Raw genomic sequence first — 25,626 nt, forward strand, 5'->3', positions numbered from 1 at the left:
GAGCGGAGCCGGCCGTGGAACTGCCGCCGCCCCTGTTCCTGTTCATCCAGACGAACAAGCGCTGCAACCTGCGCTGCGAGCACTGCGACTTCTGGAAGCTCGATGACGCCGACCGTCCGCGCTACCTCGGCCCGGCGCGCCGGCGCGAGGTGCTGGCGGAGTTCGCCGCGATGAATCCCCAGGGCAGCGTGGTGATCTGCGGCGGCGAGAGCATGCTCGACCTGGAGGACTACTTCCACATCTCGCGCACCTGCCGCGAACTGGGCCTCGCCTGCCTGTCGGTCATCAACGGCACCCGCGTGCGCGACGAGGCCACGGCCGAGCGCATGATCCGCGAGGGACCGCACGGCATCTCGGTGTCGCTCAACAGCCATCGGCCGGCCCTGCACGACCGCACGCGCGGCGTGAAGGGCGCCTTCGGCAAGGCGGTCGCCGCGCTGCGCCTGCTGCTGGCGGCGCGCGCGCCGGGCGGCGACACCCGGATCAACGTGATGGGCCTGATCTTCGACGAGAACTACCTCGAGCTGGAGGACTTCTACGCCTTCGTGCTGGACGAGCTGGGCGCCGACAAGCTGAAGCTGAACTTCCTGCAGCCCAGCTTCGGCCAGATGGGACTGGTCGATCCGTTCTTCGCCGCCCACCGCAACGTGGACCCGGACCGGCTGGTCGAGGTGATCCGCCGCTGCGACCAGCGCTTCGGCCTAGGGCTGAACCCGCTCTGGCTGCACCAGGTGCACATGTACTTCTCCACGCTGCGCGCCTGCCCGGACGCGGCGCGCGGCTGGGGCTCGCACACGCGCACGACGGAACACATCTGCAACACCTACGAGCGCAACATCATGGTGGACCACTATGGCGTGGCGCGCCTGTGCTTCTCGGGCAGCTTTCCGGGCATGCGGCTGGACAAGCCCGGCGACTTGCGCCTGTTCTGGCGCGAGGCGGAGTTCGTCCGCACGGCGATGCGCGGGTGCAACCAGTTCTGCGGCATCAGCCACAGCGTGCGGCGGGAGACCAGCACCTGCGCCTCGCGCCGACCGGCCGCGCCTTTCCCCGCGGCACGGCCCGCGGCCGGCGTGGCGCGCATCATTCCCCTGCACGCGGAGCGCGGAGGCTGAGGTGAACGACGCGGCGCTCAGGGTGGCCGTGGTCACCCCCTACCACCGCGAGCCGGCCGCCGTGCTGCGCCGCTGCATGCAGAGCGTGCGTGCGCAGGACCATTCGCAGGTGGTGCACTACATGGTGGCGGACGGCCTGCCGCAGCCCGCGCTGCTGGCCGAATGGCCGCAGGTGCGGCACATCGTGCTGCCCTGCGGCAATGCCAACTTCGGCTGCACGCCACGCGGCATCGGCGCGCTGTGCGCACTGGCTGACGGCGCCGACGTGGTGTGCTTCCTGGACGCGGACAACCTGTTCCTGCCCGGCCACGTCGCCTCGGTGGTGCAGGCCTACGCCGAGGCCCGGGAGCGGGGCCGGCCGGTCGATGCGGTGTTCTCTTCCCGGTACATGTTCCTGCCGGGCCACGAGCACCTGCGCATCGTTCCGCCGGACGAGGCGCCGGGCTCGGATTTCGTGGACACCAACTGCATCAGCCTGGCCCGCTCGGCCGGGTTTCTGTGGGGCGCCTGGTCGCAGCTGCCGCGTTCGCTGACCCCGGTGTGCGACCGGGCGATGTGCTGGCTCATGCAGCACCATGGGCTGCGGGTGCGCTGGACCCGGCAGTGCACCGTGCTGTACGAATCGCGCTGGCGGGCCACCTATCTGCAGGCCGGCCTGCCACCGCCCGAGGGGCTGCACGACGAGCTGCTGCGCTCGGCCGGCACCGGCCTGACGCCGGAGGAGCTCTGGGGCCTGCTGCGGGTGCGGTGGACCTTCGATCCGCCGGCCCGGCGGACATGACGGGCCCGGCGCGCCGGCTCACCGCGGAAGGCCGTGGCCGCCCGGTGCGTCCAGCGCGCCCAGCGCGCGCGGCAGATCGCCGTGCCAGGTCTTCAGGCCCTGGTGCGACAGGCGCGACTGCAGGTCGACGAACACCTGGCCGCCCAGTTGCTGCCAGCGCCGGCAGAAGGCGAAGTCTTCGCTCAGGTAGCGGCCGGTGGCGGGCTCGAACTGGGTGTCGAAGAAGCGCCAGTGCGGCAGGTGCGCATTGGCGTGGTCGCCGGCCTCGGGGGTGTAGCGCAGCTCGGGCATGGCCGCGGCCATGCGTTCGAACACGCTGCGGTCGATCAGCATGAAGCCGGTGGGCGCGTCCAGCACCTCGACGAAGCCGTCGGCGTCGGCCTGCGTCGGCGTGTGGCGCAGGTTCAGCGGATAGCGCGCATGCAGCGCGTCGAAGTCGGCCTGCGTGGCACCCGCCGGCAGCGGCCGCGCCAGGCCCTGGGCCGGCCAGCCGTCGTGCTTGTGCGGGTAGACGCCGGCCACCACGTCGCGGCCGGACAGCAGCAGGCGCAGCGCTGCATCGGGCGTGAAGCCGACGTCGGCGTCGATCCAGAACAGGTGCGTCCATTGCGCATCGGCCATGAACTCGGCCACCAGCCGGTTGCGTGCGCGCGTGAGCAGGCTGTCGCCGTCGAGGAAGCGCGTCTGCATGGCGAAGCCGTGCGTCCATGCCGCATTGACCAGGCCCAGCAGGCTGCGCACGTAGAGGCTGGTCATGGCGCCGCTGTAGCTGGGCGTGGCGACGAAGGGACGGATGCCCTTGAGGGCGGCGGTGTCGAGCATGGCGGGGTCGATGCGTGGTGAATGCCTGATGGAAGAGGAGCGTGCAGTTCAGGCCGCGTGCGCATGGCGCCGCGTGGTGAGCAGTGCGCGCAGCTTGGCGGGCGCGACCGGCTTGGTCAGCAGCATCACGCCGCCGTGGCGCAGCCGCTGCAGCACCTCGGGCCCGGTGGCGCCCGAGACCAGCACCGCGAGCGCATCGGGCTGCAGGCGCCTGGCGGCGTCGATCACGTCCATGCCGTCGGCGTCGCCGGCCAGCTGCAGGTCGCACAGCACCGCGTCGAAATGCATATCGCCCGTGCCCAGCCGCGCGATGGCCTCGGCGCCGGTGGCCACGCATTCGACCTGGCAGCCCCATTGCTCCAGCAGCGCGCGGCTGCCGTCGAGGATGGCGGGGTCGTCGTCGACCACCATGCAGTGCAGGCCGGCCAGCGGCGTCAGCGCGAGCGGCGCGGGCTCGGGCGCGGTGGCGTCGGCCGCATGGGCCGCGGGCAGGGTGAGCGCGAAGGTGCTGCCCGCCTGCAGCGCCGAGCGCAGCGTGATGCGGGTGCCCAGCAGCGCCGCGATGCGCGCGCAGATCGCCAGGCCCAGGCCGAAGCCGCGGCGGCGGTCGCGCTCGGTGTTGGCCACCTGGTAGAACTCCTCGAAGATGCGGCCCTGGTGGATGGGCGCGATGCCGATGCCGTTGTCGCGCACCTCGATGCGCACGCTGTCGCCGTTCTTTCCGCGGGCGCGGCGCGCGGCCACCAGCACGGTGCCGCCGGCCGGCGCATGGCGCAGCGCGTTGGCCACCAGGTTGCCGACGATGCGCTGCAGCAGCGCCGCATCGCTGCGCACCGCCAGGCCGCGGTCGCTCCAGCGCAGGCGCACGTGGGTTTCCACCGCGGTGGCGGCATGCTGCGCATCGAGCTGGTCGAACAGCGCCGCGAGCGGCACCTTGGTGATTGCCGGCGTCAGCACCTGGGCGTCGAGCCGCGAGATCTCCAGCAGGTCGTCGAGCAGCACGCCCATGAACTCGGTGCTCTCCTGCAGCCGCAGCATGGCGGGGCGCTGCGCGGCGCTGGCGCCCGGCAGCAGGCCGTCGATGAACAGGCCCATGGCATGCAGCGGCTGGCGCAGGTCGTGGCTGGCCGCGGCCAGGAAGCGGGCGCGCGAGAGCGCCGCCTGCTCGGCCTCGGCCATGCGCTGCAGCGCCACCGCGGTGGCCTCGCGCACGCGCTCCTCGCTGATCTGCCGGTTGCGCTGCAGGCGCTCGGCCAGGCGGTCGATGTCGTGCGCGAGCACCGTGAGCTCGTGCGCGCGGCCCTTGCCGGAACCGCCGGTGGACGCGCGGCTGTCGCCCTCGGCCACGTCGCAGCGCGCCTCGAAGTGGCCGGCCTGGAGCGCGGCCACGGTGCGCGAGACGCGCCGCAGCGGCCGCGCCACCGTGCGCGCCATGTGGCGCACCGAGGCCCAGGCCGCGAGCAGCGCCACCAGCGCGATGCCGATGCTCGCGATCAGCGAGCGGCTGCGCTCGCGCGCATAGGCCGTGGTGTCGCGAAAGGTCTGCACCAGGCCGATGGGCGTGTCGCCGGCGGCGGTGGAGCCGGCCGGCGCGAAGGCGCTGGCACGCGAGGCCTCGCGCAGCGTGACCGGCGAGGTGAACATGCGCAGCTGCGCGAGCGACGAGGCCTTGGGGCCGGCCGTCACGTAGACGCCGGCGCTGTTGCTGATTTCCACGCGCATCACCTGGCCGCCGCGCAGCGCGGCATTGGCCACGTTCTGCAGCGCCGGCAGGTCGCCGGCATAGAGGCTCAGGTCGGACATGGCCGCCACCTGGCGCGCCACCGCCTGGCCCTCGGCGTCGAAGGCGGCCTCCAGCGTCTGCAGCCGGCTGTGGGTGAACCAGCCGGTGAGCGCGAGCGCCACCGCGGCGCACGGCACCACGCCAAGGCGGAACAGGTCGCGCTGCAGGTTGCCGCGCACCAGCAGCGTGGGTGCAGGGGAGGCGGGCGGCGCCGATGCATCGGCGTGCCCGCCCGCGGAGGGCAGCGTCTCGCTCATCGGACGACCGTGAGCCGCTCGGTCAGTTCCCGCTCTTCGGGCAGGCGCAGGCCGAGTCCGCGCGCCACGGTGACGTTGACCCGCACGGTCGCGGGCGCGGCCGATTCCACCAGCGGATGGCCGCTGCCGCCGGCGCCGCTCGCGAGCTTCTGCCCCAGCAGGCGTGCCTGCTGGGCCAGCTGCGCCGGCGTGGAGACGGCCGCGGCCAGGCCGCCCGAACGCACCAGCCCCTCGCTGGCGCCGAACACCGGCAGGCCCGCCCCCGCGCCGGCGCGCAGCACCGAGAGCGTCGCAGCCTGGTTGTCGCCGATCAGGTCGGGCAGCACCAGCAGGGCATCGCTGCGCGGCACCACCGAGCGCAGCGCGCCGGCCAGCGACCTGTCGTCGGGCGCGTACTCCACCTGGATGTCCCAGGGCGGATTGCCGTTCTGCGCGGCGCGCTGCAGCTCGCGCACCAGCGGTTCGGATTCGAGAGTGGCGACCACGCCGATGCGGTGCTTCTGCGGCAGCACCGCGCCGATCAGCGCGAGCTGGTCCGCCATGGCCGGATCGCGCAGCAGCACGCCCACGCGCCGGTCGCCGCGCTTGAGCGCCGCGCTGCTGGCGCGAAGGCTCTCGTAGTCGAGCCGGCTCAGCATCGCAAGCACCAGCGGCTGCTGGCCCGGGCGCTCCAGTGCGACGCGCGCGGCGGGCGCGCCCACCGCCAGGGTGAGCGCGGCGTTCGCGGGCGCGGTGCGCAGGCTGCGCGTGCGCACGCCGGCATTGGCGCCGCGCTCGGGCTCGGGTTCGGCGCGGGCCGTTTCCACCGGCTGCGCGGCTTCGGCGCCGCCCGGCGCCAGCCGCACCAGCTCGAAGCGGCTGCCGGGCCCCTGGCTCGCGCGCAGATGCTGCACGAACTCGGCATGCGCCGGGAGCTCGTCGCCCACCAGCACCGTGAGCTCGGCCGCCGAGGCACTGGCGGCGGGCTGCGCCATGCACACGAGGGCCAGCACGGCGCAGGCGCCTTGGCGTCGCCGTTTCCGGAGGAGCGAGATGAGAGGGTTCACGGCGACAAACATGGGCTGCGGCTGCAGCAAGTGCAGCACCCAATGTACGGAAGCCGCCTGCTTCGCGCGATAAGGCAGAGGGCTTATGTCGGCGCCCGCAGGCCCGCGCGGCTGTGATGAAGATCACAGCGCCGGCAGCCGCTTGGCCTATGTCCGACGCACTACCCTGGTCAGGCGTCGGCGTTCGACAGCACCGCGGCGCGCTGCGCCTGGATCGCCTGGCGCAGCACGCGCGGCGACACCGGCTTGTAGAGCACCGCGATGCCGGCGCTCGCCACTTCGCGCAAGCGGTCCGGCTTGGTCTCGCCCGTGACCAGCAGCCGCGCCGTGCCCGGGCCGATGCCGCGCGGGTGGCGCTCCAGCGCGGCGATCACGTCCAGGCCGTTGTCGCCGCCCTGCAGCAGCAGGTCGCTCACCACCACGTCGGGCGGCTGCTCCCAGGCGTCGGCCAGCGCCAGCGCTTCGGCGCGCGTCTGCGCGGCCAGCACTTCGGCGCCCCAGTGGGCGAGCACCACCGTCAGGCCTTCGAGGATGGTGCGCTCGTCGTCGATCACCAGGATGCGCAGGTTTTCCAGGCTCGCTTCTTCCTCGGCGCCACCGGCGACGGGTGCGGCGGCCGGCTGCGGCAGGGCGGCCGGCGCCGAGCGCACCAGCACGCGCACGCAGGTGCCCTTGTGCGGCCTGGACGTGAGGTCGACACGCGTGTTGAGCAGCTCCGCCAGGCGCTGCACCGTGGCCAGCCCGAGGCCCATGCCGCGTGCGCCGCGCGGTGCCTGGCGGCCCGTGGCCTCCACCTGGTAGAACTCCTCGAACACGCGCGCCTGGTGCTGCGGCGCGATGCCCACGCCGGTGTCGACCACGTCGATGCGCACCCCCTTGCCGCGCCGCCGCGCGCCGATCAGCACGCCGCCCTCGAGCGTGTGGCGCAGCGAGTTCGACACCAGGTTGTTGAGGATGCGCGAGAGCATCACGTAGTCGCAGCGCACCCAGAGCTCGGTCTTGCGCGCCACCAGCCGCAGGCCCTGCTGCTCGGCCACCGGGCGGAAGTTGCGGCTGATCTCGTCGAACAGCCGGTCCAGCGGAAAGTCGGCCCACTGCGGCTGCAGCACGCCGGCGTCGAGCTGCGAAAGGTTGAGCAGTTCGGAGAACAGCCGGTCGAGCGAGTCGACGCACTCGCGGATGTGGCCGATGCGCTGCAGGCGCGTCGGGTCGGTTTCGCCGTTGGCCAGCCCGTCGGAAAAGAGCGTGAGCGCATGCAGCGGCTGGCGCAGGTCGTGGCTGGCCGCGGCCAAAAGGCGCGTCTTGGCCTGGCTTGCCACTTCGAGCTGCTGGTTCTTGCGCGCGAGCTCGGCGGTGGCCTCGCTGATGCGGCTTTGCAGCAGGCGATGGCTCTCGGCCAGCGCGCGCGCCGCCTGGTTGAAGCCGTGCTGCAGGTGCCGGATCTCGGAGGTGCCCTCGATCGACACGCTCGCGTCCTCGCCCGCGCCCAGCCGGTCCACCGCCTTGCCGAGCGCGCGGATCGGCTCGCTGATGCGCCGCGCCGCCCACCAGCCCGCCAGGCCCACGCCCACCAGGCTGATCGCCAGCACCAGCACCACGTTGAGCCACACCGAGCGCCGCGCGTCCTGCACCGCGTCCAGGCTCATCTCCACCATCACCTTGCCGTTGTGCCGGCCCTCGTCGCTGACGATCGGCACCACCACCTGCAGGCCTTCGCCGCGCGCGCGGTCGACCGTTTCGGAGTTGGCCACGATCTCGCCGTCTTCCGACCAGATCTGCACCTGCTGCACATGCGGCTGGTAGGTGCCCGACTGGGCGGTGCGCTGCAGCATGCGGCGGTCCATGCGCACCAGCGGCGTCTGCGCCGCGGTGGCCACCTGCAGTGCCACCGTCTGCGCGTTGGCGCGCATCAGCTCGGTCAGGTTGTCCAGGTGCTGGCGCGTCAGCACGGCAATGGCGGCCAGCGTGGCCGCGGTGGCGGGCACCAGGGCCAGCAGGATCAGCTGCTGGGCGAAGGTGAGGCGCGCAAGCCCCCGGAGGACGCGGAAGTTCCAGTTCATGGGGGAATTTGGCGCATGAAGGTCGAGCTTAGAGGGGTGGCGATGCGGGCGAAAGATGGGAAAAACATCACGAAATTAACTTGTATTTGGTATCTAATTGCGTCGCGTTGCCCATGTTAGACCCGCTGGTCCGCAGCGGCCCCATGTCTTCGTGTTCCAAAAATGCAGGCCTCCCCATGCCGCGCCCGGAAGGTTTCCGGCGCTTCCGGCGCCTTTGGCGCCTCCCGCCGCCCGCGCTTCGGGCGCGCTGCCGCCACCATGGCGCGCATGGTTTGCCGCGGCGCCGCCACCGCCATCCTGACGCTGCTGGCCGGCCTGCCGCTGGTGGCCCTTGCCCAGCCCGCACCGCAGCCCGATGCGCCGGTGCGCTTCGGCATCCTGCCGCTGGGCGGCGCCTTCGAGTCGCGCAGCGACTGGGATCCCTTGCTGGCCGAGCTGAGCCGCGCCATCGCCAGGCCCGTGAGCGTGCTGTCGGTCAACTCGTACGAAGCGCTCGAGCAGGCGATCCAGCGCGGCGAAGTCGACATGGCCTTCCTGTCCGGCAAGATGGCGCTGGACGCCGTCACGCAGCGGCGCATGAAGGTGGTGGCCCAGGTGGTGCGGCACGACGGGCTGCCCGGCTACCGGGCCCTGCTGCTGGCGCGAAAGGCGCCCCCTTTCAACAGCATGAAGAGCCTGCTCGCGGAGCCGGAGCGCTGGCGCCTCGCGCGCGGCGAGCGGCAGTCGGTGTCGGGCTTCATCGTGCCGCAGCTGCAGCTGTTCCTGCCCAACCACATCGCCATGGAAACGCGCTTCCTGAGCGAGATTGTCGGCACCCACCAGACCACCGCGCTGGCCGTGGCCAACAGCGAAGCCGACGTGGCCACCAACAACACCGCCGACTTCGAGCGCTTCAAGCAGCGCTTTCCGGCCGAGGCCGAGCGGCTGCAGGTGCTGTGGGAGTCGGAGCTCATCCCGCATGCGCAGATCGTGGTGCGGCGCGAATATCCGCCCGAACTGCGCAGCCGCGTGCAGGCCTTCCTGGTCGGCTATGGCCGCGCGAAGGGGCCCAAGGGCGATGCCGAGCGCGTGGTGCTCAAGTCGCTGCACGACCTGGCCGGCTTCGTGGCGGCGGACAACAGCTCGCTGCAGCCTGCCGCCAAGCTGGCCTACCAGCTGGCCAGGCAGAACGCCATGAGCGCGCAGTGGGTCAACGATGCGGCGCGGCAGGCGCGGCTCTCGCGCATCGAAAGCGGGTACGCGGAACAGACCGCCGTGCTGCGCGACCTGTCTCCCTGACGCGGGCCCTGCCCATGTCCATGCTGCGTCTCCTGCGTTCGGTTGCCGCGGCGCTCGCGCTGTTGGCCGTTGCCGCTGCCTGCCTGGCACAGGGCAGTGCCGGCACGGCGGACAAGGCAGGTTCTGCGCCGGTCAAGTCGATCCGCTTCGGCGTGCTGCCGCTGGGCGGCGCGGTCGAATCGCGCGCCTTGTGGACGCCGCTGCTGGCCGACCTGAGCCAGGCCATGGGCGTGCCCGTGAGCGCCTACTCGGTGGCGTCGTACGAGGAGCTCGACCGCGCCATCAAGCGCGACGAGATCGACATGGCCTTTCTCTCGGCCAAGATGGCGCTCGATGCCGTGATGCAGCGGCGCATGAAGGTGGTGGCGCAGATCGCGCGCCGGCCCGGCATGCCGACGCACCGCGCCGTGCTGCTGACGCGCAAGACCGGCATGCCCAGCACGCTGGAGGCCGTGCTCGCCGAGCCCGAGCGCTGGCGGCTGGCGCGCGGCGACAGCCGCTCGGTGACCGGCTTCCTCATTCCGCAGAGCCAGCTTTTCCTGCCGCGCAAGATCGCGATGGAAACGCGCTTTCGCGGCGAGATCGTCGGCACCCACCAGGCCACCGCGCTCGCCGTGGCCAACGGCGATGCCGACGTGGCCACCAACAACACCACCGACTTCGAGCGCTTCAGGGAGCAGTTCCCGGTGGAGGCCGCGCGGCTGCACATCGTGTGGGAGTCCGAGCCGCCGCCCGGCGCGCAGATGGTGGTGCGGCGCAGCTATCCGCCCGAGTTCCAGGCCCGGCTGCAGGCCTTCCTGGTGGGCTACGGCCAGGGCAAGGGCCCCGGCGCCGATGCCGAGCGCGAGGTGCTGAAGACCCTGCGCGCGGCCCATGGCTATGCCGCCGCCGACGACAGCGCGCTGCTGGCCGAGGCCATGCTCGAATACCAGCTCGGCAAGCAAAGCGCCATGGCCGCCGCCTGGGTCAACGACGCCGCGCGCGAGAAGCGCCTGCAGCGCATCGAGAAGAACTACCGGGAACAGGTCGAGGCCTTGCGCGCCGGCGCGAGCGCTGGCACGCGCTGAGCCGGCGCTCGCAAGGCGCATCTACTCCCTTCGCCGTAGCTCCAAAACCCCGCATCTAGGCCGTTAGGCGGATTTGCCCGCCGCGGCGCGCGCCGGAAACTTCGTGTTTCTTTCAGGCAGCCCTTGCCGTTGACGGAGTGCGGATGAGTTGGCGAACAAAAGTGGTCTGGAGCGAGGGGATGCTGCTGCAGCCCCAGCACCTGCAGCAAAGCGAGCGTCATGCCGACCATGCGAGGCATGTGCTGCTGCGTTCCACCACGCCTTATGCCTGGGGGTTCGCGGAGATCGAGATCGACCAGGCCGCGCTCACGCTGGGCAAGCTCGCATTGGTGCGGGCGGTGGGCCTGTTCGGCGACGGCACGGTGTTCGACATGCCGGCGGTCGATCCACTGCCCGAGCCCATCGACATTCCGCCCGCCATGCGCGACGAGGCCGTGGTGCTGGCGCTGCCGCTGCGCCGCGCCGGCGCCCGCGAGGCCGATGCCGAAGACTATGAAGAGCTGGTGCGCCACCGCGTGCTCGAGTCCGAGGTGCCCGACTCCAACACCGCGGGCGAGCGCACCGCCGTGCTGCAGCTGGGCCAGCTCCACACGCGCCTGATGCGCGCCAGCGAAGCCACCGACGCCTGGACCACGCTGGGCGTGGCGCGCGTGCTGGAGCGCCGCGTCGACAACCAGGTGCAGCTCGACCGCGCCATGCTGCCGCCGCTCTTGGACGTGGCGGGCCATGCGGTGATCCGTTCCTGGCTCGACGAGCTGCTGGGCCTGCTGCGCCAGCGCGGCGAGGCGCTGGCCGGCCGCATGACGCAGGGCGGCACCGGCGGCGTGGCCGAGATCGCCGACTTCATGCTGCTGCAGACCGTCAACCGCAACGAGGCGGTCTTCGCGCACCTGGCCAGGAGCGCCATGCTGCATCCGCAGCATTTCTTCGAGCATGCGCTCGGGCTGGCCGGCGACCTGGCGAGCTTTCGCGATTCGCGCCGCGTCACGCGCTTCGGCCCCTACATCCACGACGACCTGGCGCTGAGCTTCCGCCCGCTGATGGACGACCTGCGGCGCAGCCTCTCGATGGTGCTGGAGCAGTCGGCCATCCGCATCGACCTGCACGACCGCAAGCACGGCGTGCGCGTGGCGGTGGTGACCGACGTGGAGCTGCAGCGCAAGGCGACCTTCGTGCTCGCGGTGAATGCCAACATGCCGAGCGAGGCGCTGCGCGCGCGCTTTCCCACGCAGGTCAAGATCGGCCCGGTCGAGCGCATCCGCGACCTCGTGAACCTGGCGCTGCCGGGCGTCACGCTCACGCCGATGCCGGTGGCGCCAAGGCAGATTCCCTTCCACACCGGCGCCAACTACTTCGAGCTCGAAACGCGCAACAGCGACCTGTGGCGCCAGCTGGAGCAATCGGGCGGCATCGCGATGCACATCGCGGGCGACTTCCCAGGGTTGGATCTGGCTTTCTGGGCCATTCGTTCCTAGCCGCATCGGGCTGACGGAAACGGAACACCATCATGACAACACCCGATCCCTTCGCCGCCTTCGAGTCGGAGCGCACGGTCATCAAGCCCAAGCCGCGCACGCCGGCCGGCACGCCGCCCGCGCCGGCTCCCGCACCGTTCTTCGGCGGGGCCGATCCGACGCCGGCCGTGGAGGTCGGCGAGATCGGGCTGCTCAATCCGCTGGTCTCGGCCGCGGGCAAGCTGCTGGTGCTGATCGGGAAGCTGCGCAACCTGGTGCAGCCGCCCAATGTGCCGGCGCTGCGCGCCTCCACCGCCGACGCGGTGAACCAGTTCGACGCCGCCGCGCGCCGCGCCGGCGCCAGCAACGAATCGGTGCTGGCCGCGCGCTACGTGCTGTGCACCGCGCTCGATGAAGCCGTGGCCAACACCCCCTGGGGCGTGCAGGCCGGCTGGAACAAGCAGAGCCTCTTGGTGCAGTTCCACAACGAGACCTGGGGCGGCGAGAAGGTGTTCCAGCTGCTCGCCAAGCTCGCGCAGGACGTGCCCACCCATCGCCAGTTGCTGGAGCTGATCTACAGCGTGCTCGCGCTCGGCTTCGAAGGCCGCTACCGCGTGGTCGACAACGGCCGCGCGCAGCTCGATTCGGTGCGCCAGCGCCTGGCCGACCTGATCGCCAAGGACCGCCCGCCGCTCGAGGCCGAGCTTTCGCCGCACTGGCGCGGGCAGGGTGCGGGCACGGTGCGGCTGCGCGAATCGCTGCCGCTGTGGGTGTTCGCGGCCGGCTTCGCGCTGCTGCTCGCGCTGGCCTGGTTCGGCCTGCGGCTCACGCTCAACTACCGCTCCGACACCACCTATGCCGCGGTGTCGGGCCTGCGCGTGCCCAACATCCAGATCGCGCCGCCCGCCGCGCCGGCCAAGTCGCCGCGGCTCGCGCGCTTTCTGGAGCCCGAGATCAAGCAGGGCCTGGTCACCGTGACCGACGAGGCCGACCGCAGCGTGGTGCGGCTGCGCGGCGACTCTTTCTTCGGCTCCGGCAGCGCCGAGCCCATGGCGGCCTCGCTGCCGGTGCTGCGCCGCATCGGCCAGGCGCTGGCCGAGGTGAAGGGCGAGGTGCTGATCACCGGCCACTCCGACAACCAGCCGATCCGCTCGCTGCGCTATCCCTCCAACTGGCACCTGTCGGCTGCGCGTGCCGATGCGGTGAAGGGCGCGCTCACCACGCTGGTCGATCCGGCGCGCATGCGTTCCGATGGCAAGGCCGACGCCGAGCCCGTGGCCGCCAACGACACGCCGGCCAACCGCGCGCGCAACCGGCGCGTCGACATCGTGCTCTTGTCCGAGCCGGACCGCGTGGCTGCCGCGGCGGGAGTGACGAAATGATCAAGAAATTCTTCGGCTTCCTGTTCAGCCCGCTGCTGCTGACCCTGCTGGCGCTGGTCATCGTCGCGCTCCTGATCTGGTGGATCGGCCCGCTGGTGAAGATCGGCGCGTGGGTGCCGCTCGAAAGCGAACTCGCACGCGCGCTGCTGATCGGCGCCATCGTGCTCATCGTGGTGCTGCGCGCGATCTACCGCCGCTGGCGCGCGCGCCGTGCGAGCCAGCACCTGACCGACGGCCTCATGAAGGCGCCCGCCGCCAAGACCGATGCGCCGGTCAACGGCGAGCAGAAGATCCTCGACACGCGCTTCAGCGAAGCCGTGGCCACGCTCAAGCAGATGCGCCTGCATGCCGCGGGCAAGAAGCCCGGCTGGCGCGACTGGCTCTCCATCTCCGGCGGCAGCTACCTGTACGACCTGCCGTGGTACGTGTTCATCGGCGCGCCGGGCGCGGGCAAGACCACGGCGCTGGTCAACTCCGGGCTCTCGTTCCCGCTGGCCGAGAAGTTCGGCCCCGGCGCGATCCGCGGCGTGGGCGGCACGCGCAACTGCGACTGGTGGTTTACCGACGAGGCCGTGCTCATCGACACCGCCGGCCGCTACACGACGCAGGACAGCCACCAGTCGGAAGACAAGAGCGCATGGGAAGGCTTCCTCGGCCTGCTCAAGAAGGCGCGCCCGCGCCGGCCGCTCAACGGCGTGTTCCTGACCGTGAGCGTGGCCGACCTGCTGAGCCAGGGCCCCGAGCAGCGCACGCAGCTGGCCGCCTCCATCCGCGCGCGGCTGCTCGAGCTCGATGCGAAGCTCACCACGCGGCTGCCGGTGTACGTGCTGGTCACCAAGAGCGACCTGCTCTATGGCTTCACCGATTACTTCGACGACTTGGGCAAGGAGCAGCGTGCGCAGGTCTTCGGCTTCACGCTGGCGGCCGACGAGAACGTGCAGGCCGACGAGAAGGGGCTGTCCACCGCCTTCCACCGCGAGTTCGCGCTGCTGCACAACCGCGTCAACGACGGGCTCATCGCGCGCATGCAGCGCGAGACCGACGGCACGCGGCGCGCGGCGATCTTCGGTTTTCCGGCGCAGTTCGGCTCCATCGGCTCGATGCTGTCGGACCTGCTCGACCAGGTCTTCACCGGCTCGCGCTTCGCGCAGCCGCCGTGGGTGCGCGGCGTGTACTTCACCAGCGGCACGCAGGAAGGCAGCCCGATCGACCGCGTGATGGGCAGCCTTTCGCGCAGCTTCGGCATCGAGCGCGCGATGCTCGCGCCGCAGAAGTCCAGCGGCCGCAGCTACTTTCTCACCGCGCTGCTGCGCGAGGTGGTGTTTCCCGAGCAGCGCCTGGCCGGCGCCAACGTGAAGCTGGAGCGCCGGCGCCATGCGCTGCGCATGGCGGGCGTGTCGGCCATGACGCTGGTCACGCTCGCGCTGCTCGCGGGCTGGGGCTACAGCACGCTGCAGAACGTCAATTACCTGAAGTCGGTCGAGGCGCGCGTCGACCCTGCGCGCCAGACCCTTGCGGCCCTGCCTTCGCGGGTGCAGAACCTGGTGGAGGTGGCGCCCGTGCTGCAGGGCCTGCGCGACATCTGGAAGACGCCCGACAACCGCCAGGGCGACGAGCCGCTGTCGATGACGCTCGGCCTCTACCAGGGCGACAAGCTCGACGCCGCCGCCATGCTCACGCACCAGCGCGCGCTCAACGACGCCTTCCTGCCGCAGATCGCCAAGCGCATCGAGGACCAGCTTCGCACCGCGCAGAAGGACAACCTCGAGTACACCTACGAGGCGCTCAAGAGCTACCTCATGCTCTACCAGCCCGAGCATTTCGATGCCGAGGCGCTCAAGGCATGGATCACGCTCGACTGGGCGCGCAGCCTGGACCGCGGCATTCCCGAGGACCAGCGCCAGGCGCTCGAGGACCAGCTCGACGTGCTCATTGCCCAGGGCCCGCCGCGCTCGCCGCTCAAGATGGACGAGAACCTGGTGCGCAGCGTGCGCGCCGTGCTCGCAAGCTATCCGCTGGAGCAGCGCGTGTTCAGCCGCCTGAAGCGCCAGCGCGCCACCAAGGACATTCCGGGCTTCAGCATCGCCACGGCCGCGGGCCCCTCGGCGCCGCTGGTGTTCGAGCGCATCAGCGGCAAGCCGCTGACCGAAGGCGTGCCGGGCATGTTCACCTACGACGGCTATCACAAGCGCTTCCAGAACGAGGTGACGGTGCTCACCGGCCTGCTCGCGCAGGAAGACCCGTGGGTGCTCGGCCAGGACCGCAGCGCCACCGACCGCATGCGCGACGTGGCGGCGCTCGGCGCGCTGACCGACCGCGTGCGCCGGCTCTACCTGGCGGAGTACGTCAAGGTCTGGGAGGCGCTGCTGGCCGACGTGCGGCTGATCCGCGCCAGCGGGCTCGAGAAGAACATCGAGGCCGCGCGCATTCTCTCGGGCGTGGGTTCGCCGCTTGCGAACTTCCTGCGCGCGGTGGTGAAGGAAACCACGCTCATTCCGGCCGACCAGCCCAAGGACGTGGTGAGCAAGGCCACCGCCACCGTCGCCAGCACGCGCAAGGGCCTGGAAGACCTGTTCGGCGGCGACCCGAGCAAGCCCGTGGCCAGCGGCAAGCGCATCGAGAGCATCGTGGACGACCGCTTCGAGCCGCTGCGCCGCCTCGTCACCGCGGCCGGCCCGAACCAGCCCGCGCCCATCGACGATGCGCTCAAGCTCTTCAACGAGGTGTACGTGTACCTCAACGCCGTCGACACGGCCGTGAAGGGCCGCACCTCGCCGCCGCCCGGCGACGTGGCCGGCAAGCTCAAGTCCGACGCGGGCCGCCTGCCCGAGCCGGTGCGCACCATGGTCGAGAACCTGAGCCAGTCGGGCGCGGCGCAGGCCCAGGTGGCCGAGCGCGGCAACCTGAGCCAGGACCTGCGCCCCGTGACCGATTTCTGCAACCGCGCCATCGCGGGCCGCTACCCGTTTGTGGGCAGCAGCAAGCGCGACGTGCTGCCCGAGGACTTCGGCCAGATGTTCGGTGCCGGCGGCCTGATGGACGAGTTCTTCCAGAAGCGGCTGGCCGCGCTGGTCGACACCAGCACCAAGCCCTGGCGCTACAAACCCGTGGCCGAACGCGGCGCCGTCACCACGCAGGCGCTGGCGCAGTTCGAGCGGGCCGCGCGCATCAAGGACATCTTCTTCCGCGGCGGCGGCCGCGGGCCGTCGATGCGGCTCGACTTCAAGCCGGTGGAAATGGATGCGGGCATCACGCAATTCATTCTCGACGTCGACGGCCAGCTCGTGAAGTACGCGCACGGCCCGGTGGTGCCCATGGCCGTGCAGTGGCCCGGCCCGAAGGGCAGCAACCAGGTGCGCATCCAGGTCAGTCCGCCGTCGACCACCGGCAGTTCGGGCGCGGCGGTCGATGGGCCATGGGCGCTGTTCCGTGCGCTCGACGACGGCCAGCTCGAAGCCGGCGATGCGCCCGAGAAATTTTTCATCACCTTCCAGATCGGCGCCCGCAAGACGCGCTTCGAGGTGACGACGAACAGCGTGCAGCATCCGATCCGTTTGAAGGAACTGCGCGAGTTCTCCTGTCCGGAGGGGCTGTGAGCGAAGCCGCTGCGTTGCCCGGATGGTTCGGCAAGCTGCCGGGCATGGGCGACTTCGCGCACCGGCGCCTGCCCGAGTCGTTCCGCTCGGTGTGGGACCCGTGGCTGCAGCGCGGACTGGCGCGGCTGCGCGACCGGCATGCGGACTGGACCTCGCACTACCTCGAAGCGCCGGTGTGGTGCTTTGCGCTGGGGCCGCAGGTGGTTGGCGAAGGCGCATGGATCGGCGTGCTGATGCCGTCGGTCGACGGGGTGGGGCGGTACTTTCCGTTCACGCTGGCGGTGGAGCTCGATGCTTGCGCGGGCGGGACGCTGCAGGGCGAGGCGCTGCAACAGGCGCTGGGGTGGTGGGCGCGGGGGACGCGGGCTGCGCTCGAAGGGCTGGAGGGGGATCTGGATGCGCTGCGGTTCGATGCGGTGCTGGAGAGGCTCTTTGCTGCCAATGACATCGCACCGCGCGAGGGGGGTGTGGAGTCGCTTGCCTTGCCTGGGGTGGGGGAGTCTTTGTGGCTTGGCGATCCGGGCACTGGTGACGGGGCTCGGATGCTTGTTGCCGGGTTGCCTTTGGATGCTCGGTTTGAAGCCTTGTTTTTGGGGGGTGGGGAGTGAAATTCCTGCTTTCTTTTGTGTTTCGGGGCCGGGTCTCGCCCCGGCGGGCGAGCTACTTTCTTTTGCTTCGCCAAAAGAAAGTAGCCAAAGAAAAGGCGACCCCACTGTCTGCGACCCTTCGCTTCGCTACGGGCAACCTGCGGTGCTCGCGTTTCGCGGGGTCTCGCAGAACTCGCTTCGCTCAAACAGCTGCGAGCCCTGATCCGCGAAACGCTGCGCTCCTCGGCGCATACAGAGGGGAGGGCAAACCACACGGGCCTTTGCTTCGCTCGGCCAACAGGCCACCGCGGCGCTGCGCGCCGCGGTGGTTGGCATTGGCTGTTGGGTTTGGTCTTGGTGCCGAGCGAAGCGAAGGCCCGTCTTCTCCCCACCCCTTCTGTATGCGCCGAGGAGCGCAGATGGAGGCGGGATCAGGGCCGCAGCTGTTTGAGCGAAGCGAGTTCTGCGGACCCCCGCCGGAGTCGAGCACCGCAGGTTGCCCGCAGCGAAGCGGAGGGACGCAGACAGTAGGGTCGCCTTTCTTTTGCCTACTTTTCTTTGGCGAAGCAAAGAAAAGTAGGTCGCCCGCCGGGGCGAGACCCGGCCCCGGAACAACAAACAAAGGAGCAAGTCAATGACCGAAGCTCCAAGCAGCAGCATGCCCCCAGAAGACGACCGCACGCGCGTCATGTCGCGGCCTGCGCAGCAGCTCGACGACACCTCCGCCACCGTCATCACATCCGGCTCCACAAGCCTCTCCAACGCTCCGGCAGCCGCCGCCGCTGCAGAAACCAGCGAGGCCGGCCTCCTCCCCGTAGGCAGCCGCCTCGCAGAATTCGAGATCACGCGCGTCGTCGGCCAGGGCGGCTTCGGCGTGGTCTACGAAGCCTGGGACCACACGCTCGAACGCGTCGTCGCCATCAAGGAATACCTGCCGACATCGCTGTCGACAAGGCAGAACGACGGCACGGTGGTCCCGCTGTCGGAGCGCCACCGCGAAACCTTCGACCTCGGCATGCGCAGCTTCATCAACGAAGCCCGCCTGCTCGCGCAGTTCGACCATCCCTCGCTGCTGAAGGTCTACCGCTTCTGGCAGGAGCGCGGCACCACCTACATGGTGATGCCGTTCTACCGCGGCGACACGCTGCGGCAGGCGCTGGTGACCATTCCCGCGGGCGTGGACGAGGCCTGGCTGATCCGCATCATGGACGGCGTGACGCAGGCGCTCGCGGTGATGCACGGCGCCAACTGCTACCACCGCGACATCGCGCCCGACAACATCATCCTGCTCGAAGGCTCCGGCCGGCCGGTGGTGCTCGACTTCGGCGCCGCGCGCCGCGTGATCACCGACAAGACGCAGGCGATCACCGTCATCCTGAAGCCCGGCTACGCGCCCATCGAGCAGTACGCCGAGATGCCCGACATGTCGCAGGGCGCGTGGACCGACGTCTACGCGCTCGCGGCAGTGATGCACGTGGCGGTGTGCGGGCGTGCGCCGCCGCCCTCGGTGGCACGGCTCCTGTCCGACAGCTACGTGCCGCTTGCGGGCAACGACATCCTGCGCCAGCGCTACAGCCTGCGCCTCTTGCAGGCGATCGACGCGGGCCTGGGCGTGCGGCCCGAGTCGCGGCCGCAGTCGATGGCCGAGTTCCGCGCCGCGCTCGACCTGGAGGTGGGCCACAGCATCGCGCCGCCGCCGCGCACCACGCCCGGGGGCTCGGGCGCGCGCGGCACCGGCAACGCCGACCTGCCGACGACGATCGGACGCGGCAAGACGTCGTCCGCGCCGGCACCCGCTCCAGGCGCGGGCACCGGCGGCAAGAACAGCGGCAAGGCCGTGGCCGCGATCGCCTCGGTGGCCGTGCTGGCCGCGGCCGCCGGCGGCGGCTGGTGGTGGTACCAGGGCCAAACCACCGCGGGCGCGGAAGGGGACAACAACAACAACGGCGGCAAGCAGGTCGCCGTAGTCGCAGCACCGCCGCCGCCGCCCGAGCCGCGCGTGGTCCAGGCGCCGCCGCCACCTCCTCCCCCGCCCGCGCCCCGCACGCCGTTCGAATCGCTGCAGTCGCTCGCGGCGGGCGCGGCGCCGGGCTTCGACGTGACGGCCGCGCCCAAAAAGGCCGAGGTGTCGATCGGCAAGGACAAGCTCGCCTTCGAGGTCCGCAGCAAGCGCGAGGGTTTCGTCTACGTGTTCCTGCTGTCCAGCGGCGGCGAGATGTTCCTGCTGTTCCCGAACCTGCTCGACAAGTACAACAAGATCACCGCCGGCAGCCCGCTCTCGCTGCCGCGCGCCTCCTGGCCGATGGATGCGGGCGGACCGGCCGGCACCAACCAGTTCGCGGTGCTCGTGAGCGAGCACGAGCGCGACTTCGGCGACTCGGGCGTGCAGAACGACGGTGTGTTTCCGCAATTTCCGCTGCCTGTGCTGGCGGCGCTCGAAGCCAGCCGCGGCGCAGGTCCGTCGCCTTTGCTGGGCAAGCCGGTCTGCGCGCCCAACACCCCATGCAACGACGTCTACGGCGTCGCGAATTTCAAAATCGTCGAGAAGTAATCGTCTGCAGAGCGTTGGCCCGATGGGCCGCTCTTTCCGGACAAGGAGGCTTTCATGTTCACCACACCGTCGCCGATTTTCATTTCCGCCCTGCGCTGGGCCGCCACCGCAGCCGCCGTGCTTGCAGCGGGTTGCGTCAACACACCGCCGGCCGCCACCACCGGCGCCGACGCGGGAAGCAGCGCCACTGCCGGCACGGCGGCCGGTGCAGCGACAACCACGCCACCACCACCGCCGCGAGCGGCCGCCACCGGCTCGAGCACGGCCGGCCAGGCGCGCACCTTCTCGACCCAGCTGGCCACCTACACCTCGGTCAGCTTCGATGCCGTGCCCGGATGGGCGCGCGACGACTTCTCCGAAAGCTGGCCGGCCTTCCTCGGCAGCTGCAAGGTGCTCACCGGCCGCGGCGCCGAGTGGAAGGACGTGTGCGCGCGCGCCCTCCGCATCGACAGCAAGAACAACACCGCGATCCGCGCCTTCTTCGAACAGGAGTTCTCGGCCTACCAGATCCGCGACGACGACCGCAAGCCCGACGGCGTGGTCACCGGCTACTTCGAGCCCGAGATCCCGGGCAGCCGGCAGTACGCGGCGCCGTTCATCTACCCGGTCTACGGCCAGCCCGAGGACATGCTGTTTGCCGACGCGCGCAAGCTGCCGGCCGGCAGCGGCACGGTGGCGGCGCGGGTCGAGGGCCGCAACGTGGTGGTGCAGACCGGCCTCAGCACGCGCGACATGGGCGCGCCGGGGCTCTATGCGCTCGACCTCTCGGGCGTCACGCGCGACACGCTCGACCGCAAGGTGCGCCTGCGCATCGAGGGCAAGCAGCTCTTGCCGTACTACACGCGCGAAGAGATCGAGACCAAGGGCGCGCCCAATGCCCGCGTGCTGGCTTTCGTGAGCAGCGCCACCGCGCTCTACGAAATGCAGATCCAGGGTTCGGGCCGCATCAAGCTGGCCAACGGCGACATCGTCCGCGTGGCCTATGCCGAGCAGAACGGCCAGCCCTTCCGCCCCACGCTGGCGCGCGCCGCCAACGGCAAGCCCCGCAGTCCGGTCAAGGTGCGCGGCTCGTCCATCGAACTGGAGCTCGACGACGGCGACGATGAAGACGACGACGCCGGCAACACCGCGACAGGCACCATCCGCACGCGCGGCTTCACGCTTGCGCGGCCCACGGCCAGCGGCGCGGTGCTGGTGCCGGGGCGGCGCACGGCCGGGCCGGTGATCGGCTCGGGCATCAAGGACCCGAGCTACGTGTTCTTCAAGGAGTCGCCGTCGCCTTCGGGCGGCCCGGTGGGCGCGTTCGGCGTGCCGTTGTCGGCGGGCCGCTCGATCGCGGTGGACCCGCGCAGCACGCCGCTGGGCTACCCGGTGTTCGTGTCGACCCGCGCGCCCGGCACCGGTGCGCCGATGCAGCGGCTGACCATTGCGCAGGACACCGGCGGTGCCATCCGCGGCGCGGTGCGGGCCGACTATTTCTTCGGCAACGGCCAGCAGGCCGCGACCAACGCGCGCCGCATGAAGGAGCGCGGCCAGCTCTGGATATTGCTGCCGCGCGGCCTGGCCGTGGCCACGGCAGCGGTGTCCTCGGCCATCCGCACGCGCGGCGGCCCGGTGGGCGCCGGCCTGCCGCAATGCCTGGTGCCGACCGAAGGCGTGTGCGTGGACGACTGAGTCATGTCTGCCCCCCGGCTTTTCACTCGCTGCGCTCCTGTAACTCCACCCCCCGAGGGGGAGGCGCGGCCCGCCTTGGGGCGGCCCGGCGGCGGCCGCTGACCCATGCAAGAAACGCTTTCGTCCGCGGAAAGCAGTGTGCTCGTCCGCCTCTGGCGGCGCCGGCAGACGCTGTCCCCGGGCGACATGGGCACCATGTACCGCATCGTGGGCGATGCGCTCGTGGCCTGCAACCCGCCCGAGCTCCAGGTGCTGGGCGAAGGCCGGCAGGAGCTGGTGGCGCAGTTCATCTACGTGAAGGTGCTGCGGCTCGATGCCGATCCCGACGAGGCCGACGAGCGCGCGGGCCACAGCGCGCCCTCCACCGCCTTTGCGCTGTGCGCGTACTTCCGCCGCTACCTGATCGACTGCACGCGCGCGAGCGCGTTCCGCCGCAAGCTCTCGATCGGCGAGCAGGTCAGCGAAGCGCAGCTCGAAGATGCGCTGGGCGCCGGTGAAGACCTCGAGGGCTGCCTCGCGGAGCACGGCCTGAGCGCCGGCGCGGTGCAGCTGGCCGCGCGCGCCTTCATCGCCGAACTGCCCGAGCCCGAGCGCATCCTGCTGTGCGAGGGCTTCGGCAAGGAGGCCGAGGGCGGCCTCTCGGGCATTGCCTCGCGCCATGCCATCGCCTCCTACCACTACCGCGCAGGCCGGCTGGGCCTGGTGCACAAGCGCGAGGGCCTCACCGCCGACTACGCCAAAACCCGCCTGGGCGGCTGGATCCAGCAGACCCTGGGCATTGCGATAGCGCCCGACAACATGGCGGCGATCCTGCAGGTTTTCAAAATCCTCGGTGCTGAAGCGTCTTATGCCTGAAGACATAGCCATTCAGGAACAGACCGCCATGAACACCGACCTCTGGCCCCCGCTCAGCGTGATCCGAAGCGCATTCCAGGCCGCGGGCGCCGCGCCTGCGGGGCCGGGCGCGACCGGCCAGGAGACCGCCGTCGCGATGCCCGGCGCCGCGCAGCAGGGCACCGCGGCCGCGCCGCCGCGCGCCGTGCTCGATCTCGTGCTTCCGCTCACCGAATTGGCCCGGCGCCGCGAGGCTGTCGCCCAGCGCGCCTTCAGTGCGCGCTGGGCGCCGGGCCGCCTCGTGAGCGTGGTGCACGAAGGGCGGCTGCTCGGCGTGCTGCTCGACCGCTGCATCCACGGCAACCTGTGGCAGGGCTGGATGGCCGCGGGCGAGGCCGACTGGGCCGGGCCGTTCGACGTGCTGCTCGAGCCCGACGACGAGCCCTTCGAGCCGGCATTCGGCCTGGTGCAGGCCTGGAACATGCTCACGCTCGAACCCAGTCCGCAGCTGTGCGCGCGCGTGCTCGGCGAAGTCTCGGCCACCCGGCTCGCCGCGATCCGCGCGGTGCACGACGAATGGGCCGCGCAGGCGCCGCTGGCCATCGCGCCCGAGCCCGGGCGCATCGCTCTGCGCACCGTGGGCGGCGTGTTCTCGGTGCTGTCCGGCACGCCGCTCGGTGTGCAGGACCCGCGCGCCGACTACCAGGCGCTGTACCGCGCCGCCGGCCTGCAGCTGGGCCCGGCGCGGGTGCAATCCCCCGGCGCGACGCCGGCCGCCGCACCCGCTTCCCCGCGCGCCCGGCCGCAGGAGCGGCCCGAGGGCGGCTGGTGGGGCAGCATCCGGCACTGGTTCGGTTCCGGCGGCTGGCTGCGTCCCGCGTTTGCGGTGCTGGCGCTGTTCGCGGTGGTGCAGAACGCCGGCCTGCTCGGCGGCCGCGGCGCGGAAGAGGACGAGGTGCGCTTCCGCGCCGTGCCCGCAGCGCCCGCTGCAACACAGGCGAACCTGGTCGTGCGCTGGAAGGACGAGGTGCGCATCGACGAGGCTGCCCGCCTGCTGCGCTCGATGCCGGCCGAGGTGGTCGGCGGGCCGGATGCGAACGGCGTCTGGCGGCTGCGCGCGGCCGATCCGGTCGGCGGCCGCGCGGTGCTTGCCGCATCGCCACTGGTCGAGTCGGCCGGACCGGTCTCGGGGCGGCCATGACATCGGCCTGCGTGCTGTCTTGTTCCCTCTCCCGCTTGCGGGAGAGGGGCAGGGTGAGGGCAGGTGCCTTCGCAAAAGCATCGCCCTCGCCATCGCCGCCGGCCCTCACCCCAGCCCTCTCCCCAAGGGGAGAGGGAGCAACACAGCGGCGCTTCCTGCAAACGTTGCTAATGGCGTGGCTGCTTGCCTGCAGCAGCTTTTCCTTCGCCACCCAGCGCGCCCTGCTCGTCGGCGTTTCCGAACTCGTCAACCAGCCGCAGTCGCTCTGGCTGCAGGCGCCGCGCAACGACGTGATGCTGATGCGCGATGCCTTGCTGAAGCAGGGCTTTGCGGCCTCCGACATCACCGTGCTCGCCGACGGCGTGGGCGGCGCGGTGCTGCCCGAATCGCAGGCCATCCACGATGCGCTCGGCCGGCTGCTCGCGCAATCGAGAAGCGGCGACTTCGTGCTGCTCTACTTCTCGGGCCACGGCACCCGCCTGCGCGACAGCAGCAAGCGCTACCAGGAGCCCGACGGCCTTTCGGAAAACTTTCTCGCACGCGATGTGCGCGGCACGCTCGGCAGCGACAGCGCGCTCACGGGCGACCTGCGCGATGCCGATTTCGATGCCTGGATCCAGGCCTTCCTGGCACGCAACGTGTTCGTTGCCTCCGTCTTCGACACCTGCTCGGCGAATTCGATGACCCGCAGCAGCACGGCCGACAGCCCGCTTATCGCCGAAGGACCGGCCGACGACGAGGTGCGCTGGCGCGGCCTGCGCATCGGCCAGTTGCTCGGCGCGTCCGCTCCGGCGGCGCGCCCTGCCGTGGCGCGGCCTGTCGCGGCCGAGCCGGTGCCGCGCGCGCGCTATGTGGCGCTCTTCGCTTCCGAGAGCCACCAGATCACGCCCGAGCTGCGCCTGCCGCGCAAGAGCCGCAATGCGCGCCCGCAGGGCCTCCTGACCTGGGCCGTGGTGGAGGCGCTCTCGCGCAGGCCCGCCACCTGGCGCGACCTGTTCGACGGCGTGCTCGCGGCCTATCCGCCGGTGATCGACGAACTCGCGCAGCGCTTTCCCACGCGCGAGCTGCCATCACCGGTGGCCGAGGGCAACCTCGATGCGCCGATCTTCGCCAACCGCGCGCAGCCGGTTTCGACGCGGCCGGTCTGGCGCGCGCAGCGCTCCGGCGATGCGCTGGTCCTGCAGGCCGGCCAGCTCGACGGCCTGGTGGCGCAGCAGCCGCTGCGCGTGCTGGCCACGATGGAAGACGGCACGGTGCGCAGCGCCGAGGGCCTGCTTCTGCAGGCCTACACCGACAAGGCGCGCATGGCCGTGCCGTCCGCGCTGCGCGAGCTGTCCGGCGCCGCGCTCTGGAACATCACGCCAATCGGCGAACCGGCTTCGGTCGCGCTGCGCGTGCGCGCGGAGCAGGGCCTGCCACCCGGGCTGAGCCTCGACTACCCCGCCTCCGTTGTCGCCGTGGCCGAGGCGGACGGTGCCGACGTGCACTGGAATGCCGCCCGGCTCGACGTGATCTCGCCCGCGCTCGGCGCAGGCGCCAGGCCTGTGCCGGCCGATGCCGCAGCGGCCCGCCGGCATCTCGAAATGCTGGCCCGGCTCAAGTGGCTCAACCAGCTCTACAGCATTGCCAGGGATGCGCAGTTCGAGGGCTTCGACGCGCTGTTCGAAGTGTGGAACGGCGATCGCCTGGTGCGCAGCGGCCCGGCCCGGCAGGCCGGCACCGGGCTGCTGCCGCTGCGCAGCGGCGAGCGCGCCGTGCTCAACGTGCGCAACGCCACCGGACGCTCGGTGGACCTTGTCGTCGTCGGCATCGACCCGCAGGGCGGCGCGCGCCAGGTCTATCCCGGGGACCCGGGCGAGACCAACCGCTTCAAGCGCGGCACGCGCGATGCGCCCGCCGTCAAGCGCTTCGAATTGCCCTGGTTCAACGCCGAAGGCGGCCGGCTGCTGGTGCTGGCCGCGCCTGCAACGCCCTACAGCGCGCCGCGCCTGTTCGGCGCCGGCACGGCCGACGGGGTGGCCCAGGTGCGGGTGCGCGGCGCCCTGCAGCAAGACAGCGAGCGGCAGAGCTTTGCCGCGATGGTGCATTGGGCGGGCGAAGCCTTGTCCGCCAGGTAACGACAGACCACCGGATTTTTT

17 protein-coding genes are annotated in these 25,626 nt (G+C 71.2%); 13 read left to right on the forward strand and 4 right to left on the reverse strand.

Features of this window, described 5'->3' with window-relative positions; translation table 11 throughout:
- Positions 1-14 precede the first annotated feature (14 nt).
- Together RZE77_RS02575 and RZE77_RS02580 are read left to right on the forward strand one after the other, a co-directional pair.
- Positions 15-1,115: a radical SAM protein gene (locus tag RZE77_RS02575; RefSeq protein WP_319440562.1), complete on the forward strand. Its 1,101-nt coding sequence runs from the start codon at positions 15-17 to the stop codon at positions 1,113-1,115.
- Position 1,116: 1 nt separating this feature from the next.
- Positions 1,117-1,896: a glycosyltransferase family A protein gene (locus RZE77_RS02580; protein ID WP_319440563.1), complete on the forward strand. Its 780-nt coding sequence runs from the start codon at positions 1,117-1,119 to the stop codon at positions 1,894-1,896.
- 18 nt (positions 1,897-1,914) lie between these two features.
- Here RZE77_RS02580 and RZE77_RS02585 read toward each other — a convergent pair whose 3' ends face one another.
- From RZE77_RS02585 to RZE77_RS02600, 4 genes are all read right to left on the reverse strand, one after another.
- Positions 1,915-2,718, reverse strand: coding sequence for a hypothetical protein (locus tag RZE77_RS02585; protein ID WP_319440564.1), 804 nt, complete (start codon positions 2,716-2,718; stop codon positions 1,915-1,917).
- 48 nt (positions 2,719-2,766) lie between these two features.
- Complete coding sequence (locus RZE77_RS02590) at positions 2,767-4,758, reverse strand: ATP-binding response regulator (protein WP_319440565.1); 1,992 nt, start codon at positions 4,756-4,758, stop codon at positions 2,767-2,769.
- Positions 4,755-5,750: an ABC transporter substrate-binding protein gene (locus RZE77_RS02595; protein WP_319440566.1), complete on the reverse strand. Its 996-nt coding sequence runs from the start codon at positions 5,748-5,750 to the stop codon at positions 4,755-4,757. Before RZE77_RS02595 ends, RZE77_RS02590 begins: the two co-directional genes overlap by 4 nt.
- A 224-nt stretch (positions 5,751-5,974) precedes the next feature.
- Positions 5,975-7,864: an ATP-binding response regulator gene (locus RZE77_RS02600; protein WP_319440567.1), complete on the reverse strand. Its 1,890-nt coding sequence runs from the start codon at positions 7,862-7,864 to the stop codon at positions 5,975-5,977.
- Between the two features lie 267 nt (positions 7,865-8,131).
- Between RZE77_RS02600 and phnD the strand changes: the two genes are divergently transcribed.
- The 11 genes from phnD to RZE77_RS02655 all read left to right on the forward strand — a co-directional run bounded on the left by phnD (position 8,132) and on the right by RZE77_RS02655 (position 25,605).
- Positions 8,132-9,142 (forward strand): phosphate/phosphite/phosphonate ABC transporter substrate-binding protein, encoded by a 1,011-nt coding sequence (gene phnD, locus RZE77_RS02605; protein ID WP_319442290.1) that lies wholly within the window; start codon positions 8,132-8,134, stop codon positions 9,140-9,142.
- A 20-nt stretch (positions 9,143-9,162) separates the two neighbouring features.
- On the forward strand, positions 9,163-10,209 hold the full coding sequence (locus tag RZE77_RS02610) for a phosphate/phosphite/phosphonate ABC transporter substrate-binding protein (RefSeq protein WP_405547576.1): 1,047 nt from the start codon (positions 9,163-9,165) through the stop codon (positions 10,207-10,209).
- A 143-nt stretch (positions 10,210-10,352) separates the two neighbouring features.
- A complete protein-coding gene (tssK, locus tag RZE77_RS02615) occupies positions 10,353-11,684 on the forward strand; it encodes a type VI secretion system baseplate subunit TssK (RefSeq protein WP_145742466.1) in 1,332 nt (443 codons plus the stop codon).
- A 32-nt stretch (positions 11,685-11,716) separates the two neighbouring features.
- Complete coding sequence (locus RZE77_RS02620; RefSeq protein ID WP_319440568.1) at positions 11,717-13,045, forward strand: DotU family type VI secretion system protein; 1,329 nt, start codon at positions 11,717-11,719, stop codon at positions 13,043-13,045.
- Positions 13,042-16,641, forward strand: coding sequence for a type VI secretion system membrane subunit TssM (gene tssM / locus RZE77_RS02625; protein ID WP_319440569.1), 3,600 nt, complete (start codon positions 13,042-13,044; stop codon positions 16,639-16,641). Before RZE77_RS02620 ends, tssM begins: the two co-directional genes overlap by 4 nt.
- Positions 16,638-17,249 (forward strand): type VI secretion system-associated protein TagF, encoded by a 612-nt coding sequence (gene tagF, locus RZE77_RS02630; RefSeq protein ID WP_319440570.1) that lies wholly within the window; start codon positions 16,638-16,640, stop codon positions 17,247-17,249. Before tssM ends, tagF begins: the two co-directional genes overlap by 4 nt.
- A gap of 613 nt (positions 17,250-17,862) precedes the next feature.
- The gene (locus RZE77_RS02635) at positions 17,863-19,779 is read left to right on the forward strand and encodes a serine/threonine-protein kinase (RefSeq protein WP_319440571.1); all 1,917 of its coding nucleotides are present in this window, start codon (positions 17,863-17,865) and stop codon (positions 19,777-19,779) included.
- A gap of 54 nt (positions 19,780-19,833) precedes the next feature.
- A complete protein-coding gene (gene mltA, locus RZE77_RS02640; RefSeq protein ID WP_319440572.1) occupies positions 19,834-21,453 on the forward strand; it encodes a murein transglycosylase A in 1,620 nt (539 codons plus the stop codon).
- Positions 21,454-21,558: 105 nt separating this feature from the next.
- Positions 21,559-22,308, forward strand: coding sequence for a hypothetical protein (locus tag RZE77_RS02645; RefSeq protein WP_319440573.1), 750 nt, complete (start codon positions 21,559-21,561; stop codon positions 22,306-22,308).
- A 28-nt stretch (positions 22,309-22,336) separates the two neighbouring features.
- Entirely contained in the window at positions 22,337-23,488 is a 1,152-nt protein-coding gene (locus RZE77_RS02650) for a hypothetical protein (RefSeq protein ID WP_319440574.1), read from the forward strand.
- A gap of 170 nt (positions 23,489-23,658) precedes the next feature.
- The gene (locus tag RZE77_RS02655) at positions 23,659-25,605 is read left to right on the forward strand and encodes a caspase family protein (RefSeq protein ID WP_319440575.1); all 1,947 of its coding nucleotides are present in this window, start codon (positions 23,659-23,661) and stop codon (positions 25,603-25,605) included.
- The last annotated feature ends 21 nt before the right edge of the window (positions 25,606-25,626 follow it).

It is taken from the genome of Variovorax sp. SPNA7, from assembly GCF_033807855.1.
GTDB classification, from domain to species: Bacteria; Pseudomonadota; Gammaproteobacteria; order Burkholderiales; family Burkholderiaceae_C; genus Variovorax; species Variovorax beijingensis.